The 13449-nt window shown below is 70.7% G+C and carries 13 protein-coding genes; 9 read left to right on the forward strand and 4 right to left on the reverse strand.

The genetic code is table 11. The features are described 5' to 3' along the window. Window positions 1-84: 84 nt before the first annotated feature. Window positions 85-1245 (reverse strand): acyl-CoA dehydrogenase family protein, encoded by a 1161-nt coding sequence (locus SACHA_RS0117680; RefSeq protein ID WP_019811921.1) that lies wholly within the window; start codon window positions 1243-1245, stop codon window positions 85-87. Window positions 1246-1345: 100 nt separating this feature from the next. Between SACHA_RS0117680 and SACHA_RS0117685 the strand changes: the two genes are divergently transcribed. The 3 genes from SACHA_RS0117685 (at window position 1346) to SACHA_RS0117695 (ending at window position 4497) form a co-directional block, all read left to right on the forward strand. Next, window positions 1346-1921: a TetR/AcrR family transcriptional regulator gene (locus SACHA_RS0117685; RefSeq protein ID WP_028663310.1), complete on the forward strand. Its 576-nt coding sequence runs from the start codon at window positions 1346-1348 to the stop codon at window positions 1919-1921. 132 nt (window positions 1922-2053) lie between these two features. Then, entirely contained in the window at window positions 2054-3019 is a 966-nt protein-coding gene (locus tag SACHA_RS0117690) for a carbohydrate kinase family protein (protein WP_019811925.1), read from the forward strand. Window positions 3020-3183: 164 nt separating this feature from the next. Beyond that, window positions 3184-4497 (forward strand): citrate synthase, encoded by a 1314-nt coding sequence (locus SACHA_RS0117695; protein ID WP_051110273.1) that lies wholly within the window; start codon window positions 3184-3186, stop codon window positions 4495-4497. A 135-nt stretch (window positions 4498-4632) separates the two neighbouring features. Here the strand turns inward: SACHA_RS0117695 and SACHA_RS0117700 are convergent, their stop codons facing one another. Next, window positions 4633-6414 carry a thiamine pyrophosphate-requiring protein gene (locus SACHA_RS0117700; RefSeq protein WP_019811929.1) on the reverse strand — a complete coding sequence of 594 codons (1782 nt, stop codon included), beginning with the start codon at window positions 6412-6414 and terminating at the stop codon, window positions 4633-4635. Window positions 6415-6798: 384 nt separating this feature from the next. On the opposite strand from SACHA_RS0117700, the gene SACHA_RS22890 reads away from it, so the two are divergent. From SACHA_RS22890 to SACHA_RS0117730, 6 genes are read left to right on the forward strand one after another with little or no spacing between them, the layout of a single operon-like run. After that, window positions 6799-8418 (forward strand): ATP-binding protein, encoded by a 1620-nt coding sequence (locus SACHA_RS22890; protein ID WP_083935905.1) that lies wholly within the window; start codon window positions 6799-6801, stop codon window positions 8416-8418. After that, window positions 8418-8813 (forward strand): roadblock/LC7 domain-containing protein, encoded by a 396-nt coding sequence (locus tag SACHA_RS0117710; protein WP_007024018.1) that lies wholly within the window; start codon window positions 8418-8420, stop codon window positions 8811-8813. The genes SACHA_RS22890 and SACHA_RS0117710 overlap by 1 nt, the downstream gene beginning before the upstream one ends. A gap of 2 nt (window positions 8814-8815) precedes the next feature. Next, window positions 8816-9169: a DUF742 domain-containing protein gene (locus SACHA_RS0117715; RefSeq protein ID WP_019811934.1), complete on the forward strand. Its 354-nt coding sequence runs from the start codon at window positions 8816-8818 to the stop codon at window positions 9167-9169. Next, complete coding sequence (locus tag SACHA_RS0117720) at window positions 9150-9752, forward strand: GTP-binding protein (RefSeq protein ID WP_028663312.1); 603 nt, start codon at window positions 9150-9152, stop codon at window positions 9750-9752. The genes SACHA_RS0117715 and SACHA_RS0117720 overlap by 20 nt, the downstream gene beginning before the upstream one ends. Continuing rightward, window positions 9749-10996 carry a cytochrome P450 gene (locus SACHA_RS0117725; RefSeq protein ID WP_019811938.1) on the forward strand — a complete coding sequence of 416 codons (1248 nt, stop codon included), beginning with the start codon at window positions 9749-9751 and terminating at the stop codon, window positions 10994-10996. The genes SACHA_RS0117720 and SACHA_RS0117725 overlap by 4 nt, the downstream gene beginning before the upstream one ends. A gap of 14 nt (window positions 10997-11010) precedes the next feature. Beyond that, the gene (locus SACHA_RS0117730) at window positions 11011-12249 is read left to right on the forward strand and encodes a cytochrome P450 family protein (protein ID WP_019811944.1); all 1239 of its coding nucleotides are present in this window, start codon (window positions 11011-11013) and stop codon (window positions 12247-12249) included. 99 nt (window positions 12250-12348) lie between these two features. Here the strand turns inward: SACHA_RS0117730 and SACHA_RS0117735 are convergent, their stop codons facing one another. Continuing rightward, window positions 12349-13239, reverse strand: coding sequence for an ABC transporter ATP-binding protein (locus SACHA_RS0117735; protein WP_019811946.1), 891 nt, complete (start codon window positions 13237-13239; stop codon window positions 12349-12351). Next, a partial coding sequence (locus SACHA_RS25750) for an iron chelate uptake ABC transporter family permease subunit (protein WP_039739640.1) occupies window positions 13236-13449 on the reverse strand: 214 nt, incomplete at its 5' end. The genes SACHA_RS0117735 and SACHA_RS25750, both read right to left, overlap by 4 nt.

The following is a 13449-nucleotide window of genomic DNA, read 5'->3' on the forward strand; positions in this document are numbered from 1 at the left end:
TCCGGCGGTGTCGCCCGGCCCGGCCGGTCGTGTGCCGGTGCCGGGCCGGGCGGACGGGTCGGGGGAGGGCCCGGAGGGTGCGGGTCAGGACGAGCGCAGGTCGCGGGCGATGAGCATCCGCTGGACCTGGTTGGTGCCCTCGAAGATCTGCGGGACCTTCGCCTCCCTGAGGTAGCGCTCCACCGGGAAGTCGCGGGTGTAGCCCGCGCCGCCGAGCACCTGCACGGCGTCGGTGGTGACCTTCATGGCGGCGTCGGTGGCCACGAGCTTGGCCACCGACGACTGCCGCCCGAACGGCATGCCGCGGTCGCGGCGGCGGGCGGCGTCGAGGTAGGTGGCGCGGGCGGAGTCGACGGCGGCGGCCATGTCGGCGAGCAGGAACTCCATTCCCTGGAAGTCGATGATCGGCCTGCCGAACTGGGTCCGGCCCTCGGCGTAGGCGACGGCCTCGTCGAGCGCCGCCTGCGCCAGTCCGACGGAGCAGGCCGCGATCCCGAGCCTGCCCGAGGCCAGGGACGACAGCGCGATCTTCAGACCGTCGCCCTCGGCGCCGATCAGCCGGTCGGCGTCCACGCGGGCGTCGTCGAACAGCATCTGCGCGGTGGTCGACCCGGTCAGGCCCATCTTGCGCTCGGCGGGGGCGGCGGTCAGGCCCGGCGTGTCCGCGTCCACCAGCAGGCAGCTCACGCCTCGGCCGCGGTCCGGCGCGTCGGGGCTGCCGGAGGTGCGCACCATCGTCGTGTAGTAGTCGGCCTGTCCGCCGTGGGTCGTCCACGCCTTCGCCCCGGTGACGACGTAGACGTCGTCCTCCCTGCGGGCGCGGGTGGTCAGGGCGGCGGCGTCCGAGCCCGCCTGCGTCTCGGACAGCGCGTACGCCCCCAGCAGGCCGCCCTCCAGCATGGCGGGCAGCCACCGGTCGCGCTGCGCGTCGGTGCCGTGGTGGGCCAGGGCGAAGCAGGACATCGTGTGCACCGACAGGCCCACGCCCACCGACATCCACGCCGCGGCGACCTCCTCCAGCACCTGGAGGTAGACCTCGTACGGCACCGCGCCGCCGCCCCAGTGCTCCGGGTACGGCAGACCCAGCAGTCCGGCCCCGCCGAGCACCCGGAACTGCTCGCGGGGGAACCGGGCCTCCTCCTCGTACTCGGCGGCGCGGGGCGCCAGTTCGTCGCGGGCGATCTCGCGGGTGAGCGCGATCAGGTCCTCGGCCTCGGTGGACGGGAGCAGGCGCGGGACGGGCATCGGTGCCTCCGGTCGGATGTCGGCGGACGGTGATGATACTGAGAATAGTACTGTGGTTCGCCTTTTCGTACTGTTGCGGCGGTCCGCGTAGTGTTCCGGTATGCGACCGAGCCGATCGCCGACCCGGCGGCAACTGGCCGTGCTGGACGAGCTGGAGGAGTTGTTCCTCACGGAGGGGTTCGTCTCGTGCACGCTCGACGACCTGGCCGCGCGTCTGCGTTGTTCGAAGACGACGCTGTACGCGCTGGCGCCGAGCAAGGAACAGCTCGCGGTGAAGGTCGTCGCGCGGTTCTTCAAGGGCGCGGCCGAGCGCATCGAGCAGCGCATCACCGGGATCACCGACGCCCGGGAGACCGTGCGCACCTACCTGGCGGGGGTGGCCGCCGAGCTCGACCGGGCCTCGCCCGTGTTCATGGCCGACGTCGCGGCCTTCGAGCCCGCCCGGGCGGTGTACGAGCTGAACTCCGAGGCCGCGGCGTCCCGGATCCGGCGGTTCATCGCCGACGGTGTCCACCAGGGTGTGTTCCGCGAGGTGCACGCCGGGCTGATCGCGGAACTGGCCGCGGTGCTCATCGAGAGCATTCAGACGGGCGCGGTCCGCACCCGCACCGGCGTCTCCGACGCCGAGGCCTTCACCGCCCTCGGCGAACTCCTCCTCGACGGGGTGACGCCGTGAAGGACCCCTTCGCTGCGTGTGGTGCCGTGAAGGACTCCTTGGCTGCGTGTGGTGCCGTGAGGGCCCCCTTCACTGCATCCGACGCGGTGAAGGGGTCCCTCACGGCACACCCCGGCGGTAGGATGCGCGGGCGTGCTGGTTTCCGCGGGTGAGGCGCTCGTCGATCTGGTTCCCGTGCGTGCGGGAGGTGATGCCGGCGAGGGACTGTCCACATCGGAGCTGCTCGCGCCGCGTCTCGGGGGTGGGCCGTACAACGTCGCGCTCGCGGCGGGCAGGCTCGGGGCGCCCACGGCGTTCCTCTCCCGCGTGTCGACCGACCGGTTCGGCGACGCGCTGCTCCGCCGGCTTGAGGAGTCCGGTGTGGACACCTCACTGGTGCGGCGTGGGCCCGAGCCGACGTCGCTGGCCGTGGTGACACTGGACGACGAGAACGGGGCGGAGTACCGCTTCTACGTCGAGGGCACGGCGGACCGGCTGATCACCGACCCCGGGCCGCTGCCCCCGGCCACGACGGCGCTGTCGGTGGGCACCCTCGGCATGGTCCTCGACCCGGGGGCAGGGGCGTACGAGGCGGTGCTGCGGCGTGCGCACGGCCGGGGCGTGCTCACCGCACTCGACCCGAACATCCGGCCCGGCCTGATCGCCGACCCGGCCGCCTACCGGGCACGGTTCGCCTCGTGGCTGCCGTCCGTGCGGCTGCTCAAACTCTCGATCGAGGACGCCGACTGGCTGACCTGTGGGTCCGGGTCCGTCCGCACCGCCGGGGTCCGCGCGGCCCTGCGGCCGTGGCTCGACGCGGGACCGGCCGCGGTGGTCCTGACCACAGGTGCGGACGGTCTTTCGGCGATCACCGCCCGCGGTCACGAGGTGACGGTGCCCACCGTCGCGGTGGAGGTGGGCGACACGATCGGCGCGGGGGATACGGTGCAGGGTGCGATGCTGGCCTGGTTCGTACGACACGGGGTCGACGACCCCGGCGCCCTCACGGTCGGGGACTGGCGGGACGTGCTGTCCTTCGCCGCGCGTGCGGCGGCGGTCACGGTGTCCCGTCACGGTGCGGAGCCTCCGACGGCCGCGGAGATGGTGCCCAGCGTGTGAACCTGGTCGCACAGCGTCAGGCGTGGGTAACACCACGGCTGCATGACAGGGCTCTTCTGGATTAGCGTAAAGAGGAATCAACCCCAGCGGGACGGTGTGCGAGATTCTGTGACCCGCACGACCTGCGGTCGCAGCCGGCCCGTGTGACCGTGAGAGGCATGTGCATGTCCGACGCGACTGCGGCGCAGACCGGGGGCGAAAAGGCGCAGCTCCGCCTGCCGGATGGCGAACACGAGTTGAACGTCGTCCGCGCCGTGGAAGGCGCGCCCGGTGTCGAGCTGGGAAAGCTGCTCGCCCAGACCGGCTACATCACCTATGACCCCGGATTCGTCAACACCGGCGCGACCTCGTCGTCGATCACCTACATCGACGGTGAGCAGGGCATCCTGCGGTACCGGGGCTACCCGATCGAACAGCTGGCGCGGAACTCGAACTTCATCGAGGTCTCCTACCTGTTGATCTACGGCGAGCTGCCCACGGCCGACCAGCTCGACGAATTCAAGTCGAGGGTCAACCGGCACACGCTGCTGCACGAGGACCTGAAGCGGTTCTTCGACGGGTTCCCGCGGGACGCGCACCCGATGCCGGTGCTGTCCAGCGCGGTGTCCGCGCTGTCGACGTTCTACCAGGACTCGCTCGACCCGTTCGACCAGTCGAGCGTCGAGCTGTCCACCGTCCGGCTGCTGGCGAAGGTGCCCACGATCGCCGCCTACGCCTACAAGAAGTCGCTCGGCCAGCCGTTCCTGTACCCGGACAACTCGCTGGGCCTGGTCGAGAACTACCTGCGGATGACCTTCGGGCTGCCCGCCGAGCCGTACGAGATCGACCCGGACATCGCCAAGGCGCTGGACCTGCTGTTCATCCTGCACGCCGACCACGAGCAGAACTGCTCCACCTCGACGGTGCGGCTCGTGGGCTCCTCCGAGGCGAACCTGTTCGCCAGCATCTCGGCCGGGATCATGGCCCTGTTCGGCCCGCTGCACGGCGGTGCGAACAGCGCGGTGCTGGACATGCTGTCGGGCATCAAGGCCGACGGCGGCGACGTGGACGACTTCGTGCGGCGGGTCAAGGACCGCGAGGAGGGCGTGCGCCTGATGGGCTTCGGCCACCGGGTGTACAAGAACTACGACCCACGCGCGAAGATCATCAAGCAGACCGCCGACGACATCCTCGCCAAGATCTCCGGTGGCGACGAACTGCTCGACATCGCCAAGCGGCTGGAGGAGCGGGCGCTGTCGGACGACTACTTCGTCGAGCGCAAGCTCTACCCGAACGTCGACTTCTACACCGGCCTGATCTACCGGGCGCTGGGCTTCCCGACGAAGTACTTCACCGTGCTGTTCGCCCTCGGCAGGCTGCCGGGCTGGATCGCGCACTGGCGCGAGATGATGACCGACCCGGCCACCAAGATCGGCCGCCCCCGCCAGATCTACACCGGTGAGAAGCAGCGCGACTACAAGCCCCTCTCGGAGCGCTGAGCGCACCGCCCTCCCCCCGGTTCCGGGGTTGTGCCGTGAGGGGCACTTTCCCTGCACGTGACGCAGGGAAAGTGCCCCTCGTTGCGTCCGACGCAGGGAAGGTGCCCTTCACGGTCACACCCGCGCCGGGGTGGGTCAGGGGGTGAACTCCTGGGCCTTGGTCTTGGCGCCCTGGGTGAGGATGTGCCAGGCGTTCGGGTCGCCCTTGAGCAGCGCCTCCGTGGTGGATTTGATCTGCGCGAACGTGGCGTGCGGAGGGATCGGCGGCATCTCCGGGTCGCAGTGCACGTCGAGCACGACCGGGCCGTCGGCGCTCAGGGCGCGGTCCCACGCGCCCCCCAGCTCGCCGGGGTCGGTCACCGTGACGCCGTCCAGTCCGACGGCGCGGGCGAAGTCGGCGTAGGACACCGGCGGCAGGCTCTGCGACTCGGTGAACTTCGGCGCCCCGCCCATCGCCCGCAGCTCCCAGGTCACCTGGTTGAGGTCGTGGTTGGTGAACACGCACACCACCAGCCGCGGGTCGGACCACAGTGGACGGTAACGTGCGATCGTCAGCAGTTCCGCCATGCCGTTCATCTGCATGGCGCCGTCCCCGACGAGGGCGACGACGGGCCGGTCCGGGTGCGCGAACTTCGCCCCGACCGCGTACGGCACCCCGGCGCCCATCGTGGCCAGCGTGCCGGACAGTGACCCGCGCATCCGGCCCCGCATCTTCAGGTTCCGCGCGTACCAGTTCGTCGACGACCCCGAGTCCGCGGTGACGATCGCGTCCGCCGGGATCCGCTCGGACAATTCGTGGACCACCCGCATCGGGTTCACCGGGTCGGCGTCCAGCATGGCCTGGTCGTGCAGGGTGGCCCACCACGATCCGACGTTGCGCTCGACGGTCTCCCGCCAGGAGCGGTCCGGCTTCGGCTCCAGCAGGGGCAGCAGTGCCCGCAGCGTGGCCTTGGCCTCCCCGACGAGGTTGACCTCCGTGGGGTACCGCATGCCGATCATGCCGCCGTCGATGTCGATCTGTACCGCCCGGGCCTGCCCGAACTCCGGGAGGAACTGCGAGTACGGCAGGTTCGACCCGACGATCAGCAGGGTGTCGCAGTCCCGCATGAGTTCGTAGCTCGGCCGCGTCCCGAGCAGGCCGATCGACCCCGTCACGTACGGCAGGTCGTCGGACAGGACGTCCTTGCCGAGCAGCGCCTTCGCGACCCCGGCGCCGGTCATCTCCGCGACGCGGGTCAGCTCCTCGGCCGCGTTGCGGGCTCCCTGCCCGGCGAGGATCGCCACCCGGCGGCCCGCGTTGAGCACCGCCGCGGCCTCCGCGAGCTCGTCCTCGGGCGGGGTGACGACGGCCCGCACGCTGCCCGACGGGGACGACGGTACGTGTTTGAAGGTGTGCGCCGGACCGGTGTACTCCAGTTCCTGCACGTCGGCCGGGACGATCAGCGCGGTCGGGCACCGCCGGGCCAGCGCGGTGCGCACGGCCCGGTCCAGGGCGTTCGGCAGTTGCTCCGGCACGTCGACCTCGACCAGGTACTCCGAGGCCACGTCCTTGAGCAGTGCGCCCAGGTCGAGTTCCTGCTGGTAGCTGCCGCCTTTCGCGCTGCGGGCGGTCTGGCCGACCAATGCCACGACCGGCACGTGGTCGAGCTTGGCGTCGTAGAGCCCGTTGAGCAGATGCACCGCGCCCGGCCCCGACGTCGCCGCGCACACGCCCAGGGTTCCGCTGAACTTCGCGTATCCGACGGCCTCGAACGCCGCCATCTCCTCGTGCCGGGCCTGCACGAACCGCGGCCGGTTGTCCGCCTCGCCGAAGGCGGCGACGAGCCCGTTGATCCCGTCCCCGGGGTAGCCGAACACCTGGTGGACGTCCCACTCGCGGAGTCGTCGCAGCATGTGATCGGCGACCGTCTCGGCCATGGTGCCTCCCTCGCGCCTCACGCCGGTCGGGAACCGGCTACCCCGGGGCCGGGAATTCAACCCGTGCCGTTGTGCTCACACCGTGGGACCGGAGGTGTGGAGTGCGTCACCGGAGCGGCATACACCGCCTGCCTCTTGTGTCTGTCCGTGATGGCGACACATCGCACACGGGCGGTGTTCTGATGCGAACGGACCAGGTCTGTACGGAGATAACGGTGATCGACTACGCTGCGCGGTGCAGTCGTGTGGGCCAGTCGAGTAGCCGGTCTCTTCCCGGACGTCGGCGATGTGGAGGTGTTGCCGTTGCCGCACCGACGTCGCCGGACGCCGGGCCCGGCACGCTGACCCCGACTTCCCGCCACTCCCGTCGACCATCAGGTGATCATGACCCTCTCATCGGCTGTGCCGCGTCGCCCGGGGAGCACGGTCGTCGCACTGTGCGGCGCGGCGATCGTCTCCTACGTCGTCGCGACCGGGATCGTGTTGTCCACGGGCGACCGTGGCAGCGCACTCTGGCTGATTCCCGCCGTGGTGGTGCTGGCCGCTGTAGCCCTGCCCGTGCTGCTGTTCCGGGCCTTGGCACGGGAGAACCGGGCCCGGCGGGACGAGTACGAACAGCTCCGGGCGCGGTACCACGCCCAGGTGGACGTCCACGACCGGTTCCTGACCTACATGGAGGAGATCAACGAGGACAACATGCTCCCGGAACTCCCCGACCGTCCGGACGACCCGGAGGTGGAACAGGAGTTCGACCGGTACATGGCGATCATCGTGCGGGTCCGTGAGGTGTACGCCGGGCAGCGCAGCGCGGTGCACGCCTCGGTGGTCTCGTTGACCCGGAAGCTCCAGACCACCGCGCACCGGGTTCAGGAGGAGGCGGGTCGCATGATCTCCCGGCACCCGAACGACCCCGACGTGCTGGAGACCAGCATGCGGGTCGATCACGCGGCGGCCCAGCAGGCACGCTACGCGCAGTCGGTGTCCACCCTGTGCGGGGAGTGGCCCGGTCAGCAGTGGCACGATCCGCTGGCGGTCTCCGACGTCGTGCGCGGCGCCGCGGGCCGCATCACCGCCTACCAGCGCGTGGAGCTGTCCGGCGACCCCGGCGTGGCGGTCGCGCCGCGCGTTGTCGAGCCGCTGATCCACCTGATCGCGGAGCTGCTGGGCAACGCCGCGCAGTCGTCCCCGCCCACCACCAACGTGCTCGTGACGCTGCGCCATGTGCAGCGGGGTGCCGTCATCGAGGTCGACGACTGCGGGGTCGGTATGGACGAACGCAGGTTGGAGGGGGCCCGCGAGATCGTCTCGGGTAAGCGCGAGATCGACCTGTTCAGTCTCGGCGAGCTTCCGCAGACCGGGTTCGCGGCCGTCGGCGCCTACGTCCGGCGGTACGGATTCCGGGTCGATCTGGCCGAGTCCGTCTACGGCGGGGTGCGGGCGACGGTGCTCGTCCCGTCCGAGCTGACCGAACCGCTGCCCCCGGACGGCGCGGTCACCGGCGGGAGCCAGCTGCCGCTGGCCCGGCGGTCCTCGACCAGCGCCACGATGCCGTCGGTGCCCGCGGTGCCGTCCACGCCGTCCGCCGCGGAACCGTCGTCGGCGGGACCGTCGGCGCCGGGACCCGCCACGACGGGAACCGCTGCAACGGAACCCGCCGCCGTGGAGACACCGAGGGACAGGACCGCGCCGATGGCGGGATCGAAACGGGGAACCATCGACCACAGCGACCGGGACGAGAACATCGGCCACCCCACACCGCACCGGGCGGCGGAGAACGGTGGGGCGCACGACACACCGTTGCCCCGCAGGCGCTCGCGTCGCGGCGAGGCTGCCCCGGAACCTCCCAGACCCGGCGGCGAGGCGCCGCGCGGTACGCAACCCACCGCCGAGCAGGCCGCGCAGTGGATGGGCGCGTTTCTCCGCACCGACCTTCCGGACTCGCGTGGCAGGTCCGACGCCGCGGGCACCGGCCCGCATCCCGACGTGTACAACCCGGAGGAGTAATGACTGCGCAAGCTGGTGACAACAGCTGGATGCTGGACGAGATCAGGAGCGTCCGCGGTGTGCGACACGCGGTGGTCCTGACCTCGGACGGGCTGCTGAAGGTGCGCACCGAGCACACGGACGGCGACATCGCCGACAAACTCGCCGCCGCGTGCGCGGGCCTGACCTCGCTGGGGCGCGGCATCAGTGACGAGTTCGGCAGCGGCGGTGAGCCCCGGCAGGTGATGGTCGAGTTCGAGGGCGGTTTCCTGTTCGTCCGCGAGGCGGGGGACGGCTCCCGGCTGGCCGTGGTGACCGAGTCGGTGATCGACCCGGCCCTGATCGCCCAACAGATGCAGATGCAGGTGCTGCAGATCGGTGAACGCACGCTGAGCACACCGACCCGGAACTCCTGAGCATGTCCGCGTCCGACGAGTATCGCGACCGACCGGTCCGGCCGTACGTCATCACGGAAGGGCGGGCACACCCGACGCGCAACACGTTGCGTCCGGAGACGTTGCTGCTGGCCAACCCGGAGGCGGTCCTCCCGCTCGCGACGAGCCGGGAGAAGCGGGCACTGGTCGAAATGTGTCACGGGGTGCTGTCGGTCGCCGAGGCGGCCGCACATCTGTCCCTGCCGGTGAGCATGGTCACCGTGCTCGCGTCGGATCTCATCGACGGGGGTCAGCTGGTGGTCCGGTCCGCTCCCGCGCAGCAACTGCCGGAAATCGATGTCCTGGAGAAAGTGCTCAATGGACTCCGAAAGCTCTGACCGCTATGTGAGCTCCACCGTCGAGCAGTCGGTCAAGATCCTCGTGGTGGGCGCGTTCGGCGTCGGCAAGACGACCCTGATCGGGTCGGTCAGCGAGATCATGCCGTTGCGGACCGAGGAGACGATGACCGCGGCCAGCGTCGGGGTCGATTCGCTGGCCGGACTGGACAGCAAGAGCACCACGACCGTGGCGATGGACTTCGGCCGCATCACGATCAGTCCGGAGATCGTGTTGTATCTGTTCGGCACGCCCGGGCAGAAGCGGTTCTGGAACCTCTGGGAGGGGCTGTCCGACGGCTCGGTCGGAGCACTGGTCATTGTGGACCCGAGACGGCTGGAGGACAGCTTCGAAGTGTTCGACCAGCTCGAACTGCGGACCAGGATCCCGTTCGCGGTCGCGGTGAACGAGTTCCCCGACTCGCCCCGTTACGAGCCGGAGCAGTTGCGGGACGCGCTCGACCTTCTCCCCGAGACGCCCGTCGTGTACTGCGACGCCCGCCGCCGCGAGGACTCCGCGAACGCGCTGGTCACCCTGGTGCAGCACGCGCTCGAAGTCCGCAAACAGTCGAAAGCGCTGGCATGACGACGACCTCCCGACAGAACCCGTCCCTGGCCGAGATGACGGACCTGATGCCGCTGTCGGCCACGACGAACTGCGCGGACCCCCAGTCCGCCTACAGCGAACTCCGTGCCCGGTGGGGCCAGGTCGCGCCCGTCGAGCTCGAACCGGGGATCCCCGGGTGGCTCGTCCTGGGACACCCGGAGATCTGCAACGTCGCGCGCAACGAGCGGTTGTTCTCGCGCGACCCGCACAACTGGCGGATGTACTACGAGGGCATCGTGTCCCCGGACTCCGGCCTCGGCCCGATGATGTTCCCGCGGGACAACGCCTACTTCGCCGACGGGGACAAGCACCGCAGGCTCCGCGCGCCGATCGAGGACGCGCTGGAGGGGATGCCGGAACACCAGCTCGCCGGCATGGTCCGGCAGACCTGCACCGACCTGATCGGACGGTTCGTCGACCGGGGCGCCGGTGACCTGGTGGCCGACTACGCCGCCGTCATCCCGATGCTGGTGGTGGGCCGGATGTTCGGGTTCGGCATGGACCAGGCGGAGGAGTTCCGTCAGGGGCTGCTCGCGCTCTTCGGCTCGGGCGAGGATTCCCAGGCGGGGAACCGGCGGGTCGAGGAGATGCTCAACGAGATCATCCACGCGCGGCGGGCGGAACCGGCGGCCGACGTCACCAGCGCCTTCCTGGACAGCGGGAACCTGCGCGACGACTACGAGATCGAGCAGTCCATGGTGCTCATGGTCTCGGCGGGCTACGAGACCACGATGACCTGGATCGCGCAGACGTTGCGGCTGATGCTCACCGACGACCGGTTCGGCGGCAGGCTCCGCGGCGGACGCCTCGGCCTCGACGAGGCGCTGGACGAGGTGCTGTGGCGGGACCCGCCCATGACGAACATGCCGGCGCGGTACGCCCTGGCCGACTGCGACCTGGCCGGCCGTCGGATCGACCGGGGCGACGCGCTCATCCTCGGATTCGCCGCCGCGAACGCGGACAGCCGTGTGCACAGCGGTGACCCGTGGCTGGAGGTCGGCAACCGGTCCTATCTGGCCTACAGCACCGGCCCGCACACCTGTCCGGCACAACGGACCTCGCGGATCATCACCCGCATCGCGGTCGACACCGCCCTCCACCTGCTACACGATGTGGTCGTGGCAGTACCCGCGGAACAGATCACTCCGATCCCGTCTCCGTGGACCCGCTGCCCCGCCAGTCTGCCCGTGCGCTTCGCGCGTTCGGCAACCGTCCACAACTGACGCTGGAGGAGCGAATGACCGACGTGGTGACCGACGAGGTACCCGTCGTCCGACTCGACCCGACCGGGTCCGACCACCACGGTGAGGCCGCGCGGATGCGCGAGGCGGGCCCGGTGATCCGTGCGATCCTGCCGGGCGAGGTCACAGTGTGGGCCGTCACCCGCCACGACCTGCTGGCCGACCTGCTGACCGACTCCCGGGTGTCCAAGGACTGGCGTAACTGGTCGGCGATCCAGCGCGGCGAGATTTCCGACGACTGGCCGCTCGTGGGGATGGTGAAGGTGACCAACATGGTCACCAGTGACGGCGCGACGCACCAGCGGTTGCGCAGGCCGGTGACCAAGACGTTCACCCGGGGCCGGGTGGAACGGATGCGGCCGGACATCGAGCGGATCGTGCACGGCCTGCTCGACGACCTGCCGAACCACACCGCCGGGGACGGCTCGGTGGACCTGCGGCAGCACTACGCCTACCCCGTGCCGATGAACGTGATCTGTGAGCTGGTGGGTGTGCCGGAGTCGTGGCGACCGCGGCTGCGGGAGCTGGTGGACAGCATCTTCCGCACCGACACCACCCCGGAGGAGGTGGTGCGCACCCAGACCGATCGCCAGCGGATGCTCAAGGATCTGGTCGAGCTGCGCACCCGGGAACCGGGCGAGGACCTCACGAGCGCCCTGATCGCGACCCGCGAGCAGGACGCCGAGTCGTTCACCGACGAGGAGCTCACCGACACCATCTGGCTGCTGCTCACCGCCGGGCACGAGACGACGCTGAGCCTGCTGGTCAACGGCGTCCGGGCGATGCTCACACACCCGGACCAGCTGGAGGCGGCCCGGAAGGGTGGCCAAGGGAAATGGTCCGAGGTGATCGAGGAGGTCCTGCGCTGGGACGCGCCGATCGGCAACTTCATGGCGCGGTACCCGCTGGAGGACATCACCATCGCGGGCGTCACGATTCCGAAGGGTGAGGCGATCATCGCCCCGTACAGCGGGGTCGGCCGGGATCCGGAGCAGCACGGCGCGGACGCCGACCGGTTCGACATCGAGCGGGAGCAGCAGCGCCACCTGGCCTTCGGCGGTGGCCCGCACATCTGCCTGGGCGCGCACCTGGCCCGGATGGAGGCGCAGGTCGCCCTGCCCGCGCTGTTCGAGCGCTACCCGAACCTGAAGGCGGCCACCGACATCGACTCCCTGGTCCCGGTCCCGTCCTTCTTCTCGAACTCGGCCAGCACCTTCCCCGTCCACCTGCAGTGAGGGAACGTGGGGGTGGCCCACCCGGACCACCCCCACACCACCCCGCGAGTCGCCACCCTCTGCCCGCGAGTCGCCACCCCAGGACGCCGAGTCGACGGCTCAGGACGTCGAGTCGCCGTCGGCCGCCGTGGACCCACGCACCGCCGTGTCTCCGCGGGCCGTGGTGCGCCGCTGCGGACGCGGCAGCACGAGCGGACTTCCGGTGAGCGGGTCCTCGATCACCGCACACGGCAGCGAGAACACCGACTCCACCGTCCCGGCGGTCACCACCTCGGACGGCGTCCCTTCGGCGACGATGCCGCCGTCGCGCATCGCGACGAGGTGGTGCGCGTAGCGCGCGGCCAGGTCGAGGTCGTGCAGCACGAGCACCACGGTGCGCCCGGACGCGGCGTTGAGCTCGGTCAGCAGCTCCAGCACGTCGATCTGGTGCGCGACGTCCAGGTGCGCGGTCGGCTCGTCGAGCAGCATCACCTCCGGCTCCTGGGCCAGTGCGAGGGCGATCCACGCCCGCTGCCGTTGTCCGCCGGAGAGTTCGTCCACCGGCCGGTCGGCCAGGTCGGCGACCCCGGTGGCGGCCAGTGCCGTGTCGATCGCGGCGGCGTCGGCGCCGGTGAACTGCCGGAACCACCGCTGGTGTGGATGCCGTCCCCGCCCGACGAGGTCGGCGACGGTGATCCCGTCCGGCGCGATCGGCTGTTGCGGCAACAGGCCGAGGCGACGCGCGACGGTCTTCGTCGGCAACCGGGCGAGGTCGTGGCCGTCGAGCAGGACGCTCCCGTTCCGCGGATCGAGGAGCCGGGCGAGACCACGCAGCAGTGTGGATTTGCCGCACCCGTTGGCACCGACGATCACCGTGATCCTGCCGGGTGGCAGCGTCGTCGACACGGAGTCGACGACCGGGCCGGCCCCGTAGTCGAGGCTGAGGTCCGCGGCGGCCAGGGCGGTCGCGGGGGTGGACAGGGCGGTCGCGGAGGTGGAGGAGTGGGTCATCCGGTGTGTCCGATCCGGTTCGCACGGGCGAGCAGGGACAGCAGGACCGGCGCGCCGAGGACACCGGTCACCACCCCGACGGGGAGCTCGGCCGGGGCGAACAGCAAACGCCCCACCAGGTCCGAACCGACCACGAGCAGGGCGCCGACGGCCGCGGCCGGCCCGGTCGAAGCCCCCCGTCCCGGCAGCAGCCGCCGCGCGATCTGCGGG

The organism is Saccharomonospora halophila 8 (assembly GCF_000383775.1).
GTDB lineage: Bacteria > Actinomycetota > Actinomycetes > Mycobacteriales > Pseudonocardiaceae > Saccharomonospora > Saccharomonospora halophila.

Excerpts from the sequence above, each read along its gene's own strand:
- SACHA_RS0117680 (WP_019811921.1), bottom strand. The coding sequence starts at position 1,245 with ATGCCCGTCCCGCGCCTGCTCCCGTCCACCGAGGCCGAGGACCTGATC.
- SACHA_RS0117685 (WP_028663310.1), top strand. The coding sequence starts at position 1,346 with ATGCGACCGAGCCGATCGCCGACCCGGCGGCAACTGGCCGTGCTGGAC.
- SACHA_RS0117695 (WP_051110273.1), top strand. The coding sequence starts at position 3,184 with ATGTCCGACGCGACTGCGGCGCAGACCGGGGGCGAAAAGGCGCAGCTC.
- SACHA_RS0117700 (WP_019811929.1), bottom strand. The coding sequence starts at position 6,414 with ATGGCCGAGACGGTCGCCGATCACATGCTGCGACGACTCCGCGAGTGG.
- SACHA_RS22890 (WP_083935905.1), top strand. The coding sequence starts at position 6,799 with ATGACCCTCTCATCGGCTGTGCCGCGTCGCCCGGGGAGCACGGTCGTC.
- SACHA_RS0117710 (WP_007024018.1), top strand. The coding sequence starts at position 8,418 with ATGACTGCGCAAGCTGGTGACAACAGCTGGATGCTGGACGAGATCAGG.
- SACHA_RS0117715 (WP_019811934.1), top strand. The coding sequence starts at position 8,816 with ATGTCCGCGTCCGACGAGTATCGCGACCGACCGGTCCGGCCGTACGTC.
- SACHA_RS0117720 (WP_028663312.1), top strand. The coding sequence starts at position 9,150 with ATGGACTCCGAAAGCTCTGACCGCTATGTGAGCTCCACCGTCGAGCAG.
- SACHA_RS0117725 (WP_019811938.1), top strand. The coding sequence starts at position 9,749 with ATGACGACGACCTCCCGACAGAACCCGTCCCTGGCCGAGATGACGGAC.
- SACHA_RS0117730 (WP_019811944.1), top strand. The coding sequence starts at position 11,011 with ATGACCGACGTGGTGACCGACGAGGTACCCGTCGTCCGACTCGACCCG.
- SACHA_RS0117735 (WP_019811946.1), bottom strand. The coding sequence starts at position 13,239 with ATGACCCACTCCTCCACCTCCGCGACCGCCCTGTCCACCCCCGCGACC.